The sequence below is a fragment of the Achromobacter sp. MUI-25009338 genome (assembly GCF_057359325.1).
Genome location: NZ_CM170627.1, coordinates 1572095 through 1590146 on the forward strand (window position 1 = coordinate 1572095; position 18052 = coordinate 1590146).

The following is an 18052-nucleotide window of genomic DNA, read 5'->3' on the forward strand; positions in this document are numbered from 1 at the left end:
CGCGCGGCGCCGTCTATTGAGCGAGTTCGAAGACGTAGCTGTTGCCCGAGCCTTTCTTGCTGTCGTACAGCGGGCACCAGCCGTCCACCGGGGCCACGGTGCAGTAGCGGTCCGAACTGTAGATCTGCGCGATTTTCCAGGGCTGGCCCTGGTCGGCGCGTTCCAGCAGGTATTGCATGCGGACGCCGCGCTCTTTCTTGCCGCGCTCGTCGTTGTCCAGCACATAGCCGGGGGTGGGCGGTTCGGTATTGCGGATCTGGGCGATGACGTGCGCGCGTGTGGCGGACTCGACTTCCACGTTCACGATGTCGCGCGCATAGCTGGGCGGATCGCAGGCGTCGCGGCCGGCCTGCATGGCCAGCAGTTCGCCGGCGGCCAGGCCGTCACGGGCGGAGCGGATGGGACCGTACAGCCCGCCGAGTTCCTTGCAGACCGTGGACGAGTACTGCTCCTGCTGGTCGCGGACCAGCCACCAGGATTTCACCGCCGCCTCGGGGGTGTCGGCGGTGACTTTCAATTGCGGCACGGCGGCCTGCAGACGCATCCAGGGCGTCTGTTCTTCCTGGGAGCAGCCGGTCAGGAGAACGGCCAGAGCAAGCAGCACTGCGGACTTCGTCACGATAGGGGGCCCGGAGATCATCGAGGGGCGCCATCATACCGTGTCCTGGTGTGGGGGCCGTATCGGAAGGCCCGGTTTCAAGCCCTGGCCGGGCTCGGGCGCGCCCGGGGAATACCCCGGACGCGCGGTGACTGCATCAGAAGGTGTGGCGAACGCCCAGCGCGCTTTGCAGCTTGTGGGACCCGGCCGTGTCCACGCGGTTGAGGAAAGCGTAGAGGTTGGTGCGCTTGGACAGATCGTACTGGTAGCCCAGCGCCCAGCCCTCGATTTTCGCGGATGAATGCTGGTAGACGGCCATGAGCTTTCCGGTCCTGCCGGTGGGCACCGTTACGCCGGCGATGACGGCATGGACGCTCTTGTACTTGCCGTATTCATCGCTGTTGGACCTGCGCAGGTTGCCATAGCTGGCGTGAACCTTGAACATTTCGAAGTCGTAGGCCGCGGCGATCTGGATATTGGACGAGGCCTTCTTTCTGATGAACTTTTTCTTCTCTTCTTCCTTCTGCTCTTTCTTTTCTTTCGGCTCTTGCAGATTGGGAATGGAGCGATCATAGGTCAGCGCGAGGGCGACCGGGCCGTTGTCGTAGCGCAGGCCGGTGGTCAGCACGCGATCATGGGCGGAGGTGGCGAATGCGTCGCCGTTCGTGGCCTCGAGGCTGTAGCCCACGCCGCCCTGCCAGCCGTCCATGCGGGGCGAGGTATAGAAGAAGGCGTTGTTCACGCGGCCGCCCTCGCCGAAGTCGCCCTTGCCATTGCCCAGCACGGTGCCGTTGCCGCTTTGGCCCCAGCCGCCGCCGAAGGGCGAACCCACACCGCCCCAGTCCGAGCCGAAAACGGACATGCGGCCCATCTTGATTTCGCCGAAGTCGCCGGACAGGCCGACATGGGTGCCGCGGCCGAACAGCCGGCCTTGTCCCTGGGTGCCGTCAGTGAGATTGAAGCCGCTTTCGAGGAGAAAGGTGGCCTTGTAGCCGTCGCCCAGGTCTTCGCTGCCGCGCAGGCCCCAGCGCGAGCCGGCCTGGTTCGAGCTTTTCTGTTTCAGGCTGGATTGGCCGTTCTTGTGTTCGTAGACGAGGCCCTGGTCGACGACGCCGAAAAGCGTGACCGAGCTGGCTGCCGCGGCCTGGAGCGGGCCGACGCAGGAAAGGGAGGAAAGGACCAGGGCGGCGCCCAGGAACCGGCGTTGCGTCTGCTTGCTTCTCACGATGAATTCCCCTTGGGTGTGGTGCTGCAATGGACAAAAGGTCTCCCTGCCGCCCGCGTGTTGCGCGGGAGGAGAGAGGAAAGGAAACGGAGGACGGGTTAGCGGGTCGGCGGGGGCATCGCTGCGGCGATGCCTTGCGTCACGCTGCGAGTGACGGGCGATGCGCGCGCTGCGTGGGCGTGCTGCCTAGGACGCAGCTGATATTGCGCTTGCGGACGGCCCGGTGACTTACTGGCTTGCAGGGCCGCAGCCTTGCACGCGGGCGCAGGAACTAGCATCTCTATCGCGTCGCCGAGGACAGGAAATCCGGCCAACACTATCGACGGGAAAGCAGCGGGCATTTGGGTTCCTTGGTCTCGGCGCTCATGCATTGAATGTTGGTTTGCGGGGGGTACAGCGCTTAGGTGTGCCGGCATGTTCAAGCCAAGCCAGATGCTTGGCAACGGTATGTACGTCTGGCATGAGCCTATGCACATCCCGCAGAATCCGGTGCTCATCCGAAGAGGACGCGCGCACTCAGCCAGCGCGCCGGGAAAGACATGAACTTCAAGCAGCTGGAGGCGTTTCTGGCCTTCATGGCCACCGGATCGACCATCGCGGCGGCGCAGCGGCTGGGCGCGTCGCAACCCGCCGTCAGCCGCCTGTTGAGCCAGTTCGAATCCGATCTGGGGCTGCCGCTGTTCGTGCGGCGCAAGGGACGCCTGCTGCCGAGCAACGAGGCCGCGGCCTTGCTGCCGGACGTGCGCAACATGCTGCTCGACGCGGAATCGCTGCAGCGTCACGTCGGGCAATTGCGCCGGGGCGGCGTGCGGCGCAGCCTGCTGCGCGTGCTGTTGCCCGGCTCGGTGGCCCAATGCGTGATGCCATCGGTGGTGGAGCCTTTCCTGAACGACCACGGCGGCGTGGCGCTGGAAATGCAAGTGGGCAACAGCGAGGCGGGCGAGGCCGCAGTGCTGGGGCGCGAAGCCGATCTGGCGCTGGTCCGTTCGCCGACGCAGCATGCCGGCCTGCAGACGATATTGCGGCTGGACACCGACGCCGTGTGCATCATGCCGGCCGGCCACGCGCTGGAGGCTTTGCAGCAGGTGGAGCCGGGCGATCTGATCGGCGTCGATATGGTGCTGCTGGGGCGCCAGCGCGCGCTGCGCCAGCAGGTCGACCAGGTTCTGCGCCAGGGGCGCACGGTGCCGAGAATACGGGCGGAGGCGCACACGATGGAGCTGGCGTGCCGGCTGGTCGCCTGCGGCGTCGGCGTGTCCATCGTCAACGGCCTGTACGCCCGCCTGTGCCACGGGCCCGAAATCGCGTGCAGGCCGTTTGTCCCGCGGATCGGCTGCAGCCTGGACGTGATCACGCTTGCCAGCCAGCCGCGCCATCCGCTGGTGCTGGAACTGTCGCGCCGCATCGTCGACGCCATGTCGCGGCTGGCGGGCAGCGAGGCCTTCGTGGCCGTGGAACCGTAGCGTCGTTCGGTCCGGGCACGGATATCGCTTGAGCTTTCCCCTCGGCAAGTAGAGAATTTGCGCATCCGCGCCGACCGCGCAGCGCGGCTATAACAATATCGAGGGAATCGAATGAGAATGTCGTTGCTTTGCGTGGCCGCCCTGGCGGCGGGCTGCGCCACGGGTTCCAGCAATCTGATCACCGAAGCCAGGCTGCGGTCGATCCAGCTGAACGTCACGACCTACGACGAGATGGTCCGCGATTATGGTCCGCCGAGCTCGCAGCATTTCGACCGCGAAGGGCTGCTGACCGCGACCTGGTTCTATTTTTACGATGGCGACTACGGCGCCATGGACGACCAGCAGAAACTGACGGTGGTTTTCAACAAGGACCGCACGGTGCGGGACTACGTGAACGCCTCGGTGCCGGAGTCCGGCGGCAAGGGCGGCCGGAAATAAAAAACAAAGGCCGCGGCGTATTGCGCGAAAAACCGGCAATACGCGACGGCCATGCCTGGTGGCAGCGAAATTGCGCGGCGGTCAGCTACCGCCCTGGTCGGCCGCGCGCAGAATGCCGTATAGCTTGTCCTTGAGCTGCAGCTTCTCTTTCTTGAGCACTTCGACCTGATTGCCCGAGGCCGGCTTGATGCCGGCCTCTATATTCTGGATTTCCTGGTCCAGATCGTTGTGGCGCTGGAACAGCGCGGAGAAATGCGCGTTCTCGGATTTCAACTGGGTAATGAGTTGGCGGTATTCAGGAAACATAAGGGCCTCATGGAAGAACCGGTTCGAGGGGTACAGCGTAGAGCTGGGGAGCCTGATGAGCCTTGTGTTGTGGGTCCCATGACACGCCAACGCCAGGCGCTTGTCAACCGTCCGGGAAGCGCCGCTTGATCGGCCGCAACCGCCTGGCGCCGCCGTAAGGGGAGGCGGGGGAAATCTGTGCGATTTGGTCACGTGTGATTACATGATGCCGGCGGCTCGGGGATACACTCGCCTCCCCGTGGTCATCATAAAAATGAAATGAAACAGAGCGCGCCCATTTATCGGCAGGTCTACGAGTTATTCAAGCGGGACGGCCGGATCCACCCGGGCACGGGAATGATGAGCGGAGTCATCGCGCTGTTTCTGGCGATTCTTGCCGTGCTGGGCGTGCTGGCGTTTCATTTTCCGGCCTATCTGACCACGCCGGAGCTGCGCAGTTTTTATTCGGTGGACGCGATGCGCGCCTTGCTGTTCGGCGCGCTGCTGGTGGCGGGCTCGATCGCGCTGGCCAATACCGTGCTGGGGCGCCAGCGCTGGCTCAATATCTCCGCCTTCGTGCTGGTGTGCGTCGCCGTTGCGGCGGGCGGCAGCAATGTGGTGGTGACCAGCTCCAATACCGGCAACCACCCTTATCTGGGCCTGGACTGGTTCATCCTGGATCTGCTGGCGTCCAGCACCGTGTTCATTATTTTCGAGAAGCTGTTTCCGCTGTATCCCGGCCAGCCGGTGTTCCGCGGGGAATGGCAGGTGGACATGAAGCACTTCCTGTTCAACCACCTGTCGGTGGGGGCGGTGCTGCTGTGCATCAATTTCTTCGTGCACCGGCTGTTTTCGTGGGCCGCCTACGAGCCGCTGCAGCAGGCGATCGTCGCGCTGCCCTATGCAGTCGAGCTGTTCCTGGCGGTGCTGGTGGCGGACCTGGTGCAATACGCCGCGCACCGCGCCTATCACGAGGTGCCGTTCCTATGGCGTATCCATGCCGTGCACCACAGCACCCGCACGCTGGACTGGCTGGCCGGTTCCAGGCTGCACGTGGTCGAGCTGCTGATCACCCGCGTCGCGGTGCTGGGCGTGCTGTTCGCGCTGGGCTTTTCCAAATCGGTGCTGGACGCCTACATCATCATCGTGGGCTTCCAGGCGGTGCTGATCCACTCCAACGTGAAGCTGCCCTGGGGCTGGCTGCGTTACGTGATTGTGACGCCGGACTTCCACCATTGGCACCATTCGTCGGACACCGAGGCGATCGACCGCAACTACGCCGCCCACCTGTCGTTCATCGACTACCTGTTCGGCACCGCGGTGCGCGGCGTGCGCCATCGCCTGCCCGAGAACTACGGCATCCTGGACAACGACATGCCGGGCACCTTCCTGGCGCAGCAGGCCTATCCGTTCGCGCGTAAAAAATAGGGCAGCGGCGCGCCGCTGCCCTATATACGCCGTAGCGCCGCCTTATTTGCTGCCCTTGACGGTGGAATAGGCCGCCATCAGGTTGCGGTAGTCGGGGATGTGGTTCGAGAACAGGCGGCCCAGCCCCTCGATGTCGTTGCGCCAGTCACGGTGCAGTTCGCAGGCGACGCCGAACCAGCTCATCATCTGCGCGCCGGCCGCTTCCATGCGGCGCCATGCCGCGTCGCGCGTCACCTCGTTGAAGGTGCCCGAGGCGTCGGTCACCACGAACACGTCGAAGCCTTCTTCCAGCGCCGACAGCGCGGGGAAGGCGACGCAGACCTCGGTGACCACGCCGGCGATGATCAGTTGCTTCCTGCCGGTGTCCTTGACGGCCTTGACGAAGTCTTCGTTGTCCCAGGCGTTGATGTTGCCCGGACGGGCGATGTAGGGGGCCTTCGGGAACTGGTCCTTCAATTCCTGCACCAGCGGGCCGTTGGGGCCGTCTTCGAAACTGGTGGTCAGGATGGTGGGCAGCTTGAAGTATTCGGCCAGGTCGGCCAGCGCCAGGACGTTGTTCTTGAACTGGTCGGGCTGGAAGTCCCGGACCAGCGACAGCAGGCCCACCTGGTGGTCCACCAGCAGCACGGCGGCCTGGGACTTGTCGAGTTTCACATAGGGTTTGGTCATGGCATGCTCCTAGGGGAAGTGGAAGGCGGAGTTAACTATCCTAGGGGCAACGCGGGCTGTCCGGAAGGCGTGAATTTGAGTTTCTGCGTTTCACTCATCGGACGATATGCGTCCGGATCACTTGGCGATGGGCCCGTCGCGCAGTTGCCTCGCGCTGTGTTCCCGCCTGACCACTTCCTGGTATTCGGCGCTCATGAAATCCAGCAGGTCCCGCACGCCGGGCAGCAGGCCGCGGCGCGATGGGAAGATGGCGTGGACGCTGCCCGGTTCCGGTTGCCAGGGCGCGCCCACGTCCACCAGCGTGCCGGCTTCGATCTCTTCGCAGATCATCAATAGCGGCAGGGACACGATGCCCACGCCACGCAGCGCCGCCCGCTTCAGGGCCAGCATGTCGTCGGTCACCAGGCGCGGGCTGAACGGCACGACCAGGCGCGCGCCGTCGGGGCCGTCCAGATGCCAGTGCGATTCGCGCTGCTCGGTGCCCAGCGCCAGCGTGGGGTATTGGTTCAGGCTATGAGGGTCGGCCGGCAGATTGATGCGGCGGGCCAGCTCGGGGCTGGCCACCAGGCTCTGGCAGCTCATGCCCAGCGGCTTCATGACCAGGTCGCTGCTTTCGATGGGGCCGAAGCGCACCCGCACGGCGATGTCGAAGCCTTCGCGCAGCACGTCCACGGGACGGCTGAAGCTCTTCAGGTACACATGGACCTTGGGGCACTGGACCATGAAGCGGGCGACCAGATCGCCCAGGAAGTAGTAGATCAGCGCGGGCGGCGCCGCCATGCGGATGGTGCCCTGCGGTTCGGCGCGGGTGCGGTCGATGACCTCCTGGGCGGCCTCGGCGCCCGCCAGCATGGACAGGCATTGCTCGAAGTATTCCTGGCCCAGGTCCGTGACGGCGAAGCTGCGCGTGGAACGCTGTATGAGGCGCACGCCCAGCCGCTCTTCCAGCAGCGCGATGCGGCGGCTGAGGCGGGACTTGGGGATGTTGAGCGCGCGGCCGGCCGGGGCGAACCCGCCGTTCTTGACGACCTGCACGAAATAGAAAAGGTCATTCAGATCATGCATGCAGGCTCCCGATCGTTCTGAGAATAGGACGTCGGGTCGAGCATATAACGGCGGCGGGCGCGGCGTATAGCCGCGCCGATTCCGCGATGCGGGATGCGCCAGCACACTAGGTGCTGGCGCGCAGGTTGAGCGTCAGCGGAAAGACTTCCTGGCGCGAGGCCGGCATCTGGCCGTTCAGGCGCTGCAGCAGCAATTCGCCGGCGCGCACGCCGAGCCGGCGGCTGTCCACGCCGATGGTGGTGAGGCCGGGCTCGATCTCGCCGGCGATGTCGGTGTCGCCGAAGCCGAGAATGGCGATCTCGCCCGGAATGGCGAGGCCGCGGTCGCGCGCTTCGAACAGCGCGCCCACCGCCAGCAGGTCGTTGGCGCAGAACACGGCGTCGAACGGCCGGCCCAGCGCGGCCAGGCGCGCGAACGCGGCCCGTCCGTCGGCGATGGTCTGGGCATGGTCCACGGCCAGCTCGGCCACGACTTCCAGGCCGTACTCGGCGGCCGCGGCGCGAAAGCCCTGGCGGCGCAGTTCGCCGCGACCGCCCTGGCGCGCCACGAAGGCGACCCGGCGGTGGCCGCGTTCGGCCAGGTGGCGCGCCGCCATTACGCCGCCGTCGTAGTTGGAGAAGCCCACCAGCATGTCTATGGGATCGCGCGGATAGGCCCAGGTTTCCATGATGGGAATGCCCAGCTCGTGCAGCGACTGGCGGTTTTCTTCCAGTTCGATCACGCCGGTGAACAGCACCGCGGCCGGGCGCAGGGCGCGCAGCGACGCGATCATGCTGGTTTCCTTGGCGTAGGAGTACGAGGTCTGCCCCACCATGAGCTGGTAGCCCTGGGGTTCGAGCACTTCGGCGCAGCCCTGCACCGCCAGCGCGAACTGCTGGCTCAGGATGTTGGAGACGAAGGCGGCCACCACGCTGGACTGGCCGGAGCGCAGGGCGCGGGCGTGCGGGTTGGACGCATAGCCGGTCTGCGCCACGACTTCCAGGATGCGCTCGCGCTTTTCCTTGGCGACCTTGTCCGGCTGGCGCAGCGCGCGCGATACGGTGATGGGCGAGACGCCGGCCAGCCTGGCCACCTCTTCGATCCGCGGCGGTCTGGCGGGCAGGGCCGGGCGCGCCGGCGCGGCGCGCCCGTGGGGCTGCACGCGCAGCACGTCGTCGTAGGTGGGAGCGGAGAGGGACGCGGGCCGTTGGGTCATGCGGTGTCTATGGCGGGTTCCTGAATCAGGCGGCATCCGTCAGGATATCAGCCCGGGCGATCGGACGCGCGACCTGGATCAGGCTGTCGCCGGATTCGCAATCGGTATGCAGCCGCCTGGAGATGACGATGCCCGAGGCCCGGAAGCGCAGCACCTGCTCGTCGGCGTCGAGCCGGTTGAAGTCGTGGTAGTAGCCGGCGACGTCGCCGGCGCGCACGTGGGCGCCGATGTCCACGGCCGGTTCGAACCAGCCCCGGCGGGTGGCGAAAATATTCTGCTCGTGGCTGTCGAGCTCCAGCAGCTGCATGCCGGGGGCGGCGGGCGCGTGGGGGCCGAGCACCGGCGCGTCGGTCACGCCCAGCTTCTGCAGCAGGTTGTCGATGGCGCGCTGGGTGGCGGCCAGGCTGGCCGGCGTCAGCGTGCCGCCGCCGCCGAATTCGCCGCTGATGCCGATGGCCCCGGCGCGCGCCGCCGCGGCCATCGAGGTCGGGGCCTCGCGGCCGTTGGCCGCCACGAAGGCATGGGCCATGCCCAGCGAACCCATCAGGTCCAGCGCCCGGGCCATGCGCCCGGGGTCGTCCTGGCGTTCGATCAGGGCGGTGGGCAGGTGGGCCATCGAGGTGCCGCCGGAATGGATGTCGAACACCACGTCATGGCGCGGAAAGAGTTCGTGCTCCAGGAAGTGCGCCAGCCTTTCAGTTGGCGTGCCGCCCGGCGCGCCGGGAAAGGCGCGGTTGAGGTTGCCGTCGTCCAGCGGCGAGCGTCTGCGCGCAGCCATCACCGCGGGCAGGTTGGCCAGCGGCAGGATGGTGACCTCGCCGCGGATCTGCTGCGGCGACAGGCGGCGTATCAGCCGGCCGAGCGCGACTTCGCCCTCGTATTCGTCGCCATGGTTGCCAGCCATGAGCAGCACCCGCGGACCGCTGCCGTTGCGGATGCGGCAGACGGGCGTCTTGATCTGGTAGTAGGGCGAGCGGTCCACCGAATAGGGGGTGCCCAGGAAGCTGAGCGCCTTGCCGTCGGCGTCGAAATCGATCTCGTGAAACAGGCCGGTATGCATGGAGGGAGCTGCGGCGCCGCCAGCGGCGGCGCGAAGTGGAGTGGAGTGTCGAGTGGGGGCGCGGCGTGTCAGCGCAGCGCGGCGACGGCCGTCATTTCGACCCGCAGGTCGGGATCTGCCAGCCGCGCTTCGACGCAGGCGCGGGCGGGCGGATTGGCCGGATCGATCCAGGCGTCGTAGACGCGGTTCATGGCGTCGAAGTCGCCGATGGCCGGCAGGAACACGTCCACCGCCAGCAGGCGCGATTTGTCGCTGCCGGCCTCGGCCAGCAGCGCCTCGATCTTGGCCAGCACTTCGCGGGTCTGGGATTCCAGCGAGCCCTGGCGGTTGTCGGCCACCTGGCCGGCGATGAACACGAAGCCGTTGTACGACACGGCCTGGCTCATGCGCGAGCCGGATTTGTAGCGTTTGATCATGCGTATCCTCGGTAGTCGGGCGCGCCCGGATTACATCTGCGGCAGGGTCTGGGCTTCCTTGAACCACTTTTCCTGCAGCGTCGCGAGCTTGCCGTTCATGCGGTTGGAGAAGAGAAAGGTGTTGATCCAGTTCAGCAGGTTCTGCTGCCCCTGCTGGACCGCGGCATGCGCCGGCGACTGGCGGATCAGGAACTTGAGCTGGGGCGCCTTGGCCGGATTGTCCTCGGCCACCTTGAGCGCGATGGCGCTGTTCTCGGCGAACGACTCGGCCTGGCCGGCCAGGTAGGCGGCCACCGCCGAAGGCGTGTCCTCGAAGCGCACCAGCCTGGCCTCGGGGGCGTTGTCGGTCAGCCAGATGTCCAGCGTGGAGCCCTTGGCGACGGCGATGCTGCGGCCCTTGAGGTCGGCCGCCGTCTTGGCCTGCGGCAGGCCTTCGCCGCCGTAGACGCCCAGGTTCACGGCCGCGTAGGGCTGCGAGAACATCACCTGCTGGGCGCGTTCGGGCGTGGCGCCCGCCGCGGCGATGAGCACGTCGACCTTGCCGGCGAGCAGGCTGGGGATGCGGCTGGCGCCGGTGAGCTGCACCAGTTCGAGCTTGACGCCCAGGTCGGCGGCCATGAGCTTGGCCATGTCGATGTCCAGGCCGTCGGCCTCGCCCTTGGCGTTCTTGAAGCCCCAGGGGGCGGCGTCCATCAGGACGCCGACGCGCAGCTTGCCCGCGTCCAGCACGTCCTGCAGTTTGTCGGCGGCCGCCGCGGGCGCGGCCAGGGAGAGGCAGACGGCCGCGGCGGCGGCCAGCTTGGCGAAGAGTTTCATGGGATGGCTCCGGTGGTGTATGCCTTAATGGGCGGTCGGCGCGGCCGTGCCGATGAACTGGCGCAGCTCGGGGGTCTGGGGATCGGCGAAGAGCCGGGCGGGCGGGCCCTGTTCCCACACGCGGCCCTGGTGCATGAACACGACCTTGGACGCGACGTTGCGGGCGAAGGCCATTTCGTGGGTCACCAGCACCATGGTCATGCCCTGGCGCGCCATGTCTTCCATGACCTTCAGCACCTCGCCCACGAGTTCGGGATCGAGCGCCGAGGTGACCTCGTCGAACAGCATCAGCTGCGGCGCCATCGCCAGGCAGCGGGCGATCGCCACGCGCTGCTGCTGGCCGCCCGACAGCAGGGCGGGATAGGCGTCGATCTTTTCGGCCAGGCCGACGCGGCGCAGCACGTCCAGCGCCAGCGCGCGGCCCTCGGACTTGGCGATCTTGCCGTTGAGCGTGGGCGCCAGCGTGATGTTGCGCTCCACGTTCAGGTGGGGAAACAGGTTGAACTGCTGGAACACGATGCCCACGCGCTGGCGGAACTGGCGCAGGCCGGGCATGGCGGCGTGCACGCGTTCGCCGCCGATGCGGATGTCGCCGTCGTCGACGGTCTCGAGCGCGTTCAGGCAGCGCAGCAGGGTGGACTTGCCCGAGCCGGAGCGGCCGATGATGGTGACGATCTCGCCTTCGTCGACTTCTAGCGAGACGCCGTTGAGCACCGCGTTGGCGCCGAAACGTTTGTGGACATTGGAGACTTCAACGAGCGCCATGGATGCGGCCCTCCAGGTTACGCGCCCACATCGTCAGGGGCAGGCACGCCGCGAAGTACAGCAACGCGACGCAGGAATACACCAGCAGGGGCTGGAAGGTGGCGGCGCTGGCGATCTGCCCGGCGCGGGCCAGTTCCACGAAGCCCACCACCGAGGCCAGCGAGGTGCCCTTGATGAGCTGCACCAGAAAGCCCACGGTGGGCGGCAGCGACAGGCGCAGCGCCTGCGGCGCGATCACGTGGCGGAACTGATGCCATTTGGACAGGCCCAGGCAGGCGGCGGCTTCCCATTGTTCGTGCTTGACCGCCTGGATGCCGCCATACCAGATCTGGCCCAGGAAGGCGGCCGTGTAGATGATGAAGGCCACGCTGACGGCGGTCAGCGCCGGCACCTCGACGCCCAGGAATACCGGCATGCCGAAGTAGAAGAACATCAGCAGGCCCAGCAGCGGCACGCCCTGCACCAGTTGCTGCAGGACGGCGGCCAGCCAGCGCAGCGGCGCGGCGCGATGGCTGCGCAGCAGCGCCAGCCCCAGGCCCAGCGGCGCGCCGATGGCCAGCGCGATCAGCACCAGCGCCACCGTCCATTGCAGGGCGCTCAGCAGGGAGGCGAAATCGCTCCAGGAAAACGTACGCATGCTCAAGGCTCCTAGCGGCGCACGGGCCAGGTGAAGGCCAGGCTGCCGGCCAGGGCCAGCACGGCCTTGGTGATCAGCACCAGCGTGAAGTAAATGCCGCAGATCACCGCATAGACCTCGAAGCTGCGATAGGTGCGGCTTTCGATGAAGCTGCCGGCGTGGAACAGGTCTTCGGCGGAAACCTGCGAGGCCAGCGAGGTGCCCAGCAGCAGGATGACCAGTTGCGTGCCCAGCGCCGGATAGACGTTGCGCAGCGCCGGCGCCAGCACGATGTGGCGGTAGACCTGCCAGCTCGTCAGGCCCAGGCAGTGGCCGGCCTCGACCTGGCTGCGCGGAATCGAGTCCAGCCCGGCGCGCAGGATCTCGATGGCGTAGGCGCCGAAATACAGGCTCAGCGCCACCGCCGCGGCCACGAAGGGCGGCATGCGCAGGCCCAGGCCGGGCAGCACGAAGAACACCACGAAAAGCTGGATCAGCGAGGGCGTGTTGCGGAACACCTCGACATAGGCCCGCAGGAACAGCTTGACGGGCCGGGGGCCGTGGCGCGTGAGCAGGGCGCCGGCCAGGCCGATCGCCAGTCCGGCGACGACGGCGATGGCCGTCAGCTCCAGCGTGACCTGCATGCCTTGCCAGAGCTGTTCGCGGTAGCGCCAGATCTGTTGGAAATTCAGTTGCTGCATGGCTTACCCGAAGAACGTGCGGTAGGCGGATTGCACCCGGCCGTCGGCGTCCAGGCCGAAGAAGACGCGCCAGCGGTCCAGACAGGTGCAGGGGTGCGAGATGCCGAACTCGATCACGTCGCCCGGCGCCAGCGCGCTGTCGGGCGCGACGGCCAGGAAGGCGTGCTGGTCGTTGAGCCGGGTGACGCGACCGGCGGGGTCCCAGCCGGCCAGGGGCGCGCCATCGCGGTAGGCCGCCAGCGGCACGGGCAGGTCCTGGTCGTAGGACACGTCGCGCATGCCGAAGCCGCAGATCGCCAGCCCCGGTTCGGGACGCGACAGGACCTCGCCCCACAGGCGCAGGGCCGGCCGGAAGTCGGCGGCGGCCTGGCGGGCCTGGCCGTCGACCTGGAAGCCGGCGCGCGCGTCCATGGCCTTGAGCGCGCGCTCGTAGGCGCCGTGGTCGTGGAAGAAAATGGCGCCGCTGCGCAGCACCAGCTGGGCGTTGCCGTCCTGCGCCAGCAGCGGGGCGGCGGCCTGCACGACGTGGTCGAAGAAGGCGGAGCCGCCGGCGGTGAGCACCAGCGGCGCCTGCGGCGCCAGCGCGCGCACCTGGCCGAAGGCGCGCGCGGCGCGCTGCATCAGCGCGGCGATGTTCTGCGCCGTGGCGGCCGGGTCCGAGGTGGCGACGGCGCCTTCATAGGTGGCCACGCCGGCCAGGGCGAGCTTGCCGCCGTGGGCCGCGACGGCGTCGAGGATGGCGGCGACGGCCGCATCGTCGCGCGCGCCGGCGCGCCCGCCGCCGATCTCCACCAGCACCTCCACCGCGCGCCCGGCCTGTGCGGCGGCGGCGGCCAGCGCCGAGACCGTGGCGGCCGAGTCCGCGAACATCAGCATGCGCGCATCCGGATAGGCCGCCAGCAGCTTGCCCAGGCGGGCGCCGCTGGCGGCGCCGCCGATCTCGTTGCCCAGCATCAGGCGGCGCACGCCGGCGCGCAGCAGCACGGCGGCCTGCTGCAGGTTGGCGACGGTGGCGCCCCAGGCGCCGGCGTCCAGCAGGCGCTGCACGATCTGCGGCGACATCGGCGTCTTGGCGTGCGGCGCCAGCGCCGCGCCGTGGCTGCGGGCGTAGCCGAAAATCCGTTCGACGTTGTGGTCGAAGGCGGCCTCGTCCATGGTCAGGACCGGCAGGGCCATGTTGCCGGTCCTGGGCTGCCAGCCGCGCGAGGCCACGGCGCGCAGCGCGACGGCCGGCTCGCCGGGCGGTACGCCGCGGTAGGTGTCGTCCAGTGGGGTGTCGAGCAGGGTGTCCAGGAAGGGATTCATGCGGCCGCCGAGTGTCGGAAAACAAAGAAAAAAGAGGATGAATGACAACGTTGTCATTCGCCAGGCGGCAGTCTAATGGTAACGTTGTCAAATCAAGAATTAGGGCTATCCCTAGCCCGGTGCGGCGCGCTCAGGCGCCGGCGGAAGCGGCTTCGTCCTTCCAGCGCTGCTTGTCGCGCAGGGGCGGCGTGCCGAACAGGCGGCTGTATTCCCGGCTGAATTGGGACGAACTCTCGTAGCCCACGGCGTGCGCCGCCAGCGCCACCCCGGCGTCGTCGGTCAGCATGAGCCGGCGCGCCTCCTGCAGGCGCAGCTGCTTCTGGTATTGCAGCGGGCTCATGGCGGTGGCCTGCTTGAAATGATGGTGCAGCGAAGACACGCTCATGTGCACGTCGCGCGCGATTTCTTCCACTCGCAGCGGCTGCGCGAAGTTGTCGCGCAGGATGCGGATGGCCTTGGCCACGCGGTTGAGCTGGCTGTCCTGCAGCACCGACTGGCGCAGCACCACGCCCTGGCCGTTCATCAGCAGGCGGTACAGCAGCTCGCGCTTGACCATGGGCGCCAGGATGGGAATGTCGCGCGGCGTGTCCAGGAGGCGCAGCAGCCGCAGCACCGCGTCGAGCAGCGAACCGCCCAGCGGGTTCACGCTGAGCGCGCGCGCCGCCTCGGCCGGCGCCAGCGCGGGCAGGTTCTCGTCGCTGATCAGCTCGGTGATTTCCTCGGGGTTCAGGTCCAGGCGCAGCCCCAGGTAGGGCAGGGCCGGGCTGGCCACCGACACCTTGGCCACCACCGGCAGGTCGACCGAGGAAATCAGGTAATGGAAGGGGTCGTACTCGTAGCTCTCGTCACCGATCAGCAGCCGCTTGGAGCCCTGCGCGATCACGGCCAGCGCGGCGCGCTGCAAGCCGGGCTTGGCGCCGGTGGGCTGCGACAGGCGGTGCAGGTACAGGCCCTCGATGGGCGTGTCCAGCGAGCCTTCCAGGTCGCCGGTCATGCGGTCCAGCGTGCAGAGCAGCTCGCGGCGGGCGGGCTCGTATTCGACGGCGGGCGGGAGGCCGGCGCGATCGGCGGCCAGGGCGGTGGTCAGCGGCATGGGGGAGGCTCCGGAAGCGCGCCGGGCGGCGGCGGAGGCAGAGAATCGGGTTATGCCAGTGTAGGCCCAAGCTGGCCGTTGCGGTAATGGCTGCCGCGCGCGATGGAGAAATGGGCAAAAAAACCGGAGGAATGGATACGCCGGCCCGGCCCGCGGACCCATGCCGGAGAATCAGGCAAAAAGCGGACAGTATCGAGCAGCGCCGGCGCGCGCCGTCGGACGCATACTGTCCGGGTCGCGGCGGGCAAGCCGTCCGCCCTGTCCTGAAAGGAGCGCACCATGCGGTACAAGAAATTCGGCAGCACCGGCCTGTTCGTCTCGGAGCTGTGCCTGGGAACCATGACCTTCGGCGGCGAGGGCGAACTGTGGAGCAAGATCGGCCGCCTGCAGCAGGAAGACGCCAACCGGCTGGTCGGCCGGGCCCTGGAGGCCGGCGTCAATTTCATCGACACGGCCGACGTCTATTCCGAGGGCCGCTCCGAAATCATCACCGGCCAGGCGCTGCGCGACCTGAAGGTGGCGCGCGACGACGTGGTCATCGCCACCAAGGTCTTCGGCCAGACCGGGGCCGGGGTCAACGCCCGCGGCAATTCGCGCGCGCACATCATGGACGGCGTCAAGAAAAGCCTGGCGCGCCTGCAGCTCGACCACATCGACCTCTACCAGATCCACGGCTTCGATCCGGCCACGCCGGTGGAGGAAACCGTCAGGGCGCTGGACAATCTGGTGCAGCAGGGCCACGTCCGCTACGTGGGCGTATCCAACTGGGCGGCCTGGCAGATCATGAAGGCGCTGGGCATCGCCGAGCGCCTGGGGCTGGCGCGCTTCGAGTCGCTGCAGGCGTACTACACGATCGCGGGCCGCGACCTGGAGCGCGAGATCGCGCCCATGCTGCAAAGCGAGGGCGTGGGGCTGATGGTGTGGAGCCCGCTGGCCGGCGGCCTGCTCAGCGGCAAGGTCGGCCGCGACGGCCAGGCCGAGGCCGGCAGCCGCCGCGCCGTGTTCGATTTCCCGCCGGTGGACCGCGAGCGGGCCTACGACTGCATCGACGCGCTGCGGCGCATCGCCGAGGCGCGCGGCGTGTCTGTGGCGCAGGTGGCCCTGGCCTGGCTGCTGCACCAGCGCGTGGTCACCAGCGTCATCATCGGCGCCAAGCGCCTGGACCAGCTCGACGACAACCTCGCCGCCTGCGGCATCCGGCTCGACGAGGAAGAACTGGCCGCGCTGGACCAGGTCAGCGCGCTGCCGTCCGAGTATCCCGGCTGGATGCACGTGCGCCAGGGCGAGTACCGGCGCCAGCAGCTCATCGATTCGGCCGCGCCGAACTACAATGCTCCACACCCATAAGCGCGGGCCGCAGGCGCGGGACGCAGGCGCCTGGTGCGCCGGTCCCGGCCGGGTCCGCGCCGACTCACAGGAGGAGCAGACTCGGTATGGAAGCAGAATTCTGGCTGCAGCGGTGGCGCGAAGGGCGCACGCACTTTCATCAATCGCGGGTCACGCCGCTTTTGCAGAAATACTGGCCGGCCCTGGGCGTGCCCAAACAGGGCCGGGTGCTGGTGCCGCTTTGCGGCAAGTCGCTGGACATGATCTGGCTGGCGGCGCAGGGCAACCCGGTGCTGGGCGTGGAGCTGTCGCAACTGGCGGTCGAGCAGTTCTTCGATGAGAACGAACTCAAGCCGCTCACGCACCAGTCCATCTACGGCAAGCATTACGTCGCCGGCAACATCGAAATCATCTGCGGCGACATCTTCAAGCTGGACGCGCAGATCCTGTCGCATTGCGTCGGCGCCTACGACCGCGCGGCGCTGGTGGCGCTGCCCGAGACCATGCGGGCCGATTACGTGCGCCACGTGTACGGCCAGCTGTCGCCCGCCTACCAGGGCCTGCTCATCACGCTGGACTATCCGCAGGACGAGATGGCCGGGCCGCCGTTCTCGGTGGTCGACAGCGAGGTGCAGGCGCTGTTCGAGGCCGTGTCGCCGGCCCGGATCATCGACCGCCGCGACATCCTGGATAAGGACCCCAAGTTCCAGGCGGCGGGCGTGAGCCGGCTCGACACGGTGGTGTACCACCTGGGCGCGCAGGGCTGAGCGGCCTCAGGTCATCAGCCATCCGCCGGCCACGTCCAGCACCTGGCCGGTGACGAAGCGCGCCTGGTCCGAGGCGAAGAACAGACAGGCGTCGGCCACTTCCTGCGGCGTGCCCAGGCGGCGCAGCGCCGTGGCCTGCGCCACGGCGTCGTTGATTTCCCTGGGCACGGTGCGCAGCAAGGGGGTGTCGATGCGGCCGGGCGCCAGGGCGTTGACCGTGACCTGGTGCTCGCCCAGTTCGGCGGCCCAATGCCGGGTCAGTCCGATCAGCGCGGCCTTGGTCGCCGCATAGTGGGCGGCCACGATGTCGCAGTACGCCTTGCCGGCCACCGACGACATGTTGATGACGCGCCCGCGCCGCTGCCCGACCATGTGCGGCGCGGCCAGCCGGGTCATGTAGAACACGCTGTTCAGGTTCACCGACACCACCGCTTCCCATTCCTGCGGCGGCATTTCCCAGACCTTGAGCGCGCGCCCGTCGGTCTTGGGCGAGATCCCGACGTTGTTGACCAGGATGTCCGCCGCGCCCAGCTCGCGCGCGAGACGGTCGTAGGCGGCCTGGCAGTCTTCGTAGCGCGCCACGTCCGCATGCACGAAACAGACTTCGTGGCCGCGCTGGCGCAGCGCTTTTTCGTAGGCCTGGCCGGCCTGCGAATTGAAGTCGATCAGGCCCACGCGCGCGCCTTCGGCCAGGAAGCCTTCGACGATGGCCGAGCCGATGCCGCCCACGGCGCCGGTCACGATGGCGGTCTGGTTGCTGAAGCGCGCGCCGGGATCGCGGCGCGGCCGGCTTGCTTGCGGCTTTCCATAAGGCATGGTGT

General features: G+C 67.8%; 20 protein-coding genes. 5 read left to right on the plus strand and 15 right to left on the minus strand.

The window, feature by feature from the left end; all coding sequences use genetic code 11:
* Positions 1-13 precede the first annotated feature (13 nt).
* On the minus strand, positions 14-619 hold the full coding sequence (locus AC1IQ6_RS07450) for a hypothetical protein (protein WP_246842440.1): 606 nt from the start codon (positions 617-619) through the stop codon (positions 14-16).
* A 136-nt stretch (positions 620-755) separates the two neighbouring features.
* Positions 756-1823, minus strand: a complete 1068-nt coding sequence (locus tag AC1IQ6_RS07455; protein WP_485866073.1) for a porin — start codon at positions 1821-1823, stop codon at positions 756-758.
* Between the two features lie 539 nt (positions 1824-2362).
* On the opposite strand from AC1IQ6_RS07455, the gene AC1IQ6_RS07460 reads away from it, so the two are divergent.
* Both AC1IQ6_RS07460 and AC1IQ6_RS07465 read left to right on the plus strand, forming a co-directional pair.
* Positions 2363-3286, plus strand: a complete 924-nt coding sequence (locus AC1IQ6_RS07460) for a LysR family transcriptional regulator (protein ID WP_102776264.1) — start codon at positions 2363-2365, stop codon at positions 3284-3286.
* A 117-nt stretch (positions 3287-3403) separates the two neighbouring features.
* Positions 3404-3724 (plus strand): hypothetical protein, encoded by a 321-nt coding sequence (locus AC1IQ6_RS07465; RefSeq protein ID WP_485866074.1) that lies wholly within the window; start codon positions 3404-3406, stop codon positions 3722-3724.
* Positions 3725-3805: 81 nt separating this feature from the next.
* Here AC1IQ6_RS07465 and AC1IQ6_RS07470 read toward each other — a convergent pair whose 3' ends face one another.
* Positions 3806-4030: an HP1242/YdcH family protein gene (locus AC1IQ6_RS07470; RefSeq protein WP_102776262.1), complete on the minus strand. Its 225-nt coding sequence runs from the start codon at positions 4028-4030 to the stop codon at positions 3806-3808.
* A 258-nt stretch (positions 4031-4288) separates the two neighbouring features.
* Here AC1IQ6_RS07470 and AC1IQ6_RS07475 point away from each other — a divergent pair, with 258 nt between their 5' ends.
* Positions 4289-5437 carry a sterol desaturase family protein gene (locus AC1IQ6_RS07475; protein WP_102776261.1) on the plus strand — a complete coding sequence of 383 codons (1149 nt, stop codon included), beginning with the start codon at positions 4289-4291 and terminating at the stop codon, positions 5435-5437.
* Positions 5438-5479: 42 nt separating this feature from the next.
* Here AC1IQ6_RS07475 and ycaC read toward each other — a convergent pair whose 3' ends face one another.
* From ycaC to AC1IQ6_RS07530, 11 genes are all read right to left on the minus strand, one after another.
* Positions 5480-6106 (minus strand): isochorismate family cysteine hydrolase YcaC, encoded by a 627-nt coding sequence (gene ycaC, locus AC1IQ6_RS07480; protein WP_102776260.1) that lies wholly within the window; start codon positions 6104-6106, stop codon positions 5480-5482.
* Between the two features lie 117 nt (positions 6107-6223).
* Positions 6224-7171: a LysR substrate-binding domain-containing protein gene (locus AC1IQ6_RS07485; RefSeq protein WP_102776259.1), complete on the minus strand. Its 948-nt coding sequence runs from the start codon at positions 7169-7171 to the stop codon at positions 6224-6226.
* A 106-nt stretch (positions 7172-7277) separates the two neighbouring features.
* On the minus strand, positions 7278-8366 hold the full coding sequence (locus AC1IQ6_RS07490) for a LacI family DNA-binding transcriptional regulator (RefSeq protein WP_102776258.1): 1089 nt from the start codon (positions 8364-8366) through the stop codon (positions 7278-7280).
* 25 nt (positions 8367-8391) lie between these two features.
* A complete protein-coding gene (locus AC1IQ6_RS07495) occupies positions 8392-9426 on the minus strand; it encodes a M14 family metallopeptidase (RefSeq protein ID WP_102776257.1) in 1035 nt (344 codons plus the stop codon).
* A gap of 68 nt (positions 9427-9494) precedes the next feature.
* Positions 9495-9842 (minus strand): RidA family protein, encoded by a 348-nt coding sequence (locus tag AC1IQ6_RS07500; protein ID WP_013395491.1) that lies wholly within the window; start codon positions 9840-9842, stop codon positions 9495-9497.
* Between the two features lie 30 nt (positions 9843-9872).
* Positions 9873-10658 (minus strand): transporter substrate-binding domain-containing protein, encoded by a 786-nt coding sequence (locus AC1IQ6_RS07505; RefSeq protein WP_102776255.1) that lies wholly within the window; start codon positions 10656-10658, stop codon positions 9873-9875.
* A gap of 24 nt (positions 10659-10682) precedes the next feature.
* Positions 10683-11423: an amino acid ABC transporter ATP-binding protein gene (locus AC1IQ6_RS07510; protein WP_102776254.1), complete on the minus strand. Its 741-nt coding sequence runs from the start codon at positions 11421-11423 to the stop codon at positions 10683-10685.
* Positions 11410-12060, minus strand: coding sequence for an amino acid ABC transporter permease (locus AC1IQ6_RS07515; RefSeq protein WP_102776253.1), 651 nt, complete (start codon positions 12058-12060; stop codon positions 11410-11412). Before AC1IQ6_RS07515 ends, AC1IQ6_RS07510 begins: the two co-directional genes overlap by 14 nt.
* Positions 12061-12071: 11 nt before the next feature.
* The gene (locus tag AC1IQ6_RS07520) at positions 12072-12740 is read right to left on the minus strand and encodes an amino acid ABC transporter permease (protein WP_102776252.1); all 669 of its coding nucleotides are present in this window, start codon (positions 12738-12740) and stop codon (positions 12072-12074) included.
* A 3-nt stretch (positions 12741-12743) separates the two neighbouring features.
* Positions 12744-14045: an alanine racemase gene (locus AC1IQ6_RS07525; RefSeq protein WP_485866075.1), complete on the minus strand. Its 1302-nt coding sequence runs from the start codon at positions 14043-14045 to the stop codon at positions 12744-12746.
* A gap of 130 nt (positions 14046-14175) precedes the next feature.
* A complete protein-coding gene (locus AC1IQ6_RS07530) occupies positions 14176-15138 on the minus strand; it encodes an AraC family transcriptional regulator (protein WP_209165770.1) in 963 nt (320 codons plus the stop codon).
* 279 nt (positions 15139-15417) lie between these two features.
* On the opposite strand from AC1IQ6_RS07530, the gene AC1IQ6_RS07535 reads away from it, so the two are divergent.
* Positions 15418-16485 carry an aldo/keto reductase gene (locus AC1IQ6_RS07535; protein WP_485866076.1) on the plus strand — a complete coding sequence of 356 codons (1068 nt, stop codon included), beginning with the start codon at positions 15418-15420 and terminating at the stop codon, positions 16483-16485.
* Positions 16486-16571: 86 nt separating this feature from the next.
* Positions 16572-17231, plus strand: coding sequence for a thiopurine S-methyltransferase (locus tag AC1IQ6_RS07540; RefSeq protein ID WP_102776248.1), 660 nt, complete (start codon positions 16572-16574; stop codon positions 17229-17231).
* A gap of 6 nt (positions 17232-17237) precedes the next feature.
* Here the strand turns inward: AC1IQ6_RS07540 and AC1IQ6_RS07545 are convergent, their stop codons facing one another.
* Positions 17238-18047, minus strand: a complete 810-nt coding sequence (locus AC1IQ6_RS07545; RefSeq protein ID WP_485866077.1) for an SDR family oxidoreductase — start codon at positions 18045-18047, stop codon at positions 17238-17240.
* Positions 18048-18052 lie beyond the last annotated feature (5 nt).

Excerpts from the sequence above, each read along its gene's own strand:
- AC1IQ6_RS07500 (WP_013395491.1), bottom strand. The coding sequence starts at position 9,842 with ATGATCAAACGCTACAAATCCGGCTCGCGCATGAGCCAGGCCGTGTCG.
- AC1IQ6_RS07545 (WP_485866077.1), bottom strand. The coding sequence starts at position 18,047 with ATGCCTTATGGAAAGCCGCAAGCAAGCCGGCCGCGCCGCGATCCCGGC.
- AC1IQ6_RS07525 (WP_485866075.1), bottom strand. The coding sequence starts at position 14,045 with ATGAATCCCTTCCTGGACACCCTGCTCGACACCCCACTGGACGACACC.
- AC1IQ6_RS07515 (WP_102776253.1), bottom strand. The coding sequence starts at position 12,060 with ATGCGTACGTTTTCCTGGAGCGATTTCGCCTCCCTGCTGAGCGCCCTG.
- AC1IQ6_RS07510 (WP_102776254.1), bottom strand. The coding sequence starts at position 11,423 with ATGGCGCTCGTTGAAGTCTCCAATGTCCACAAACGTTTCGGCGCCAAC.
- AC1IQ6_RS07485 (WP_102776259.1), bottom strand. The coding sequence starts at position 7,171 with ATGCATGATCTGAATGACCTTTTCTATTTCGTGCAGGTCGTCAAGAAC.
- AC1IQ6_RS07520 (WP_102776252.1), bottom strand. The coding sequence starts at position 12,740 with ATGCAGCAACTGAATTTCCAACAGATCTGGCGCTACCGCGAACAGCTC.
- AC1IQ6_RS07495 (WP_102776257.1), bottom strand. The coding sequence starts at position 9,426 with ATGCATACCGGCCTGTTTCACGAGATCGATTTCGACGCCGACGGCAAG.
- AC1IQ6_RS07530 (WP_209165770.1), bottom strand. The coding sequence starts at position 15,138 with ATGCCGCTGACCACCGCCCTGGCCGCCGATCGCGCCGGCCTCCCGCCC.
- AC1IQ6_RS07505 (WP_102776255.1), bottom strand. The coding sequence starts at position 10,658 with ATGAAACTCTTCGCCAAGCTGGCCGCCGCCGCGGCCGTCTGCCTCTCC.
- ycaC (WP_102776260.1), bottom strand. The coding sequence starts at position 6,106 with ATGACCAAACCCTATGTGAAACTCGACAAGTCCCAGGCCGCCGTGCTG.
- AC1IQ6_RS07470 (WP_102776262.1), bottom strand. The coding sequence starts at position 4,030 with ATGTTTCCTGAATACCGCCAACTCATTACCCAGTTGAAATCCGAGAAC.
- AC1IQ6_RS07490 (WP_102776258.1), bottom strand. The coding sequence starts at position 8,366 with ATGACCCAACGGCCCGCGTCCCTCTCCGCTCCCACCTACGACGACGTG.
- AC1IQ6_RS07535 (WP_485866076.1), top strand. The coding sequence starts at position 15,418 with ATGCGGTACAAGAAATTCGGCAGCACCGGCCTGTTCGTCTCGGAGCTG.
- AC1IQ6_RS07540 (WP_102776248.1), top strand. The coding sequence starts at position 16,572 with ATGGAAGCAGAATTCTGGCTGCAGCGGTGGCGCGAAGGGCGCACGCAC.
- AC1IQ6_RS07465 (WP_485866074.1), top strand. The coding sequence starts at position 3,404 with ATGTCGTTGCTTTGCGTGGCCGCCCTGGCGGCGGGCTGCGCCACGGGT.
- AC1IQ6_RS07460 (WP_102776264.1), top strand. The coding sequence starts at position 2,363 with ATGAACTTCAAGCAGCTGGAGGCGTTTCTGGCCTTCATGGCCACCGGA.
- AC1IQ6_RS07475 (WP_102776261.1), top strand. The coding sequence starts at position 4,289 with ATGAAACAGAGCGCGCCCATTTATCGGCAGGTCTACGAGTTATTCAAG.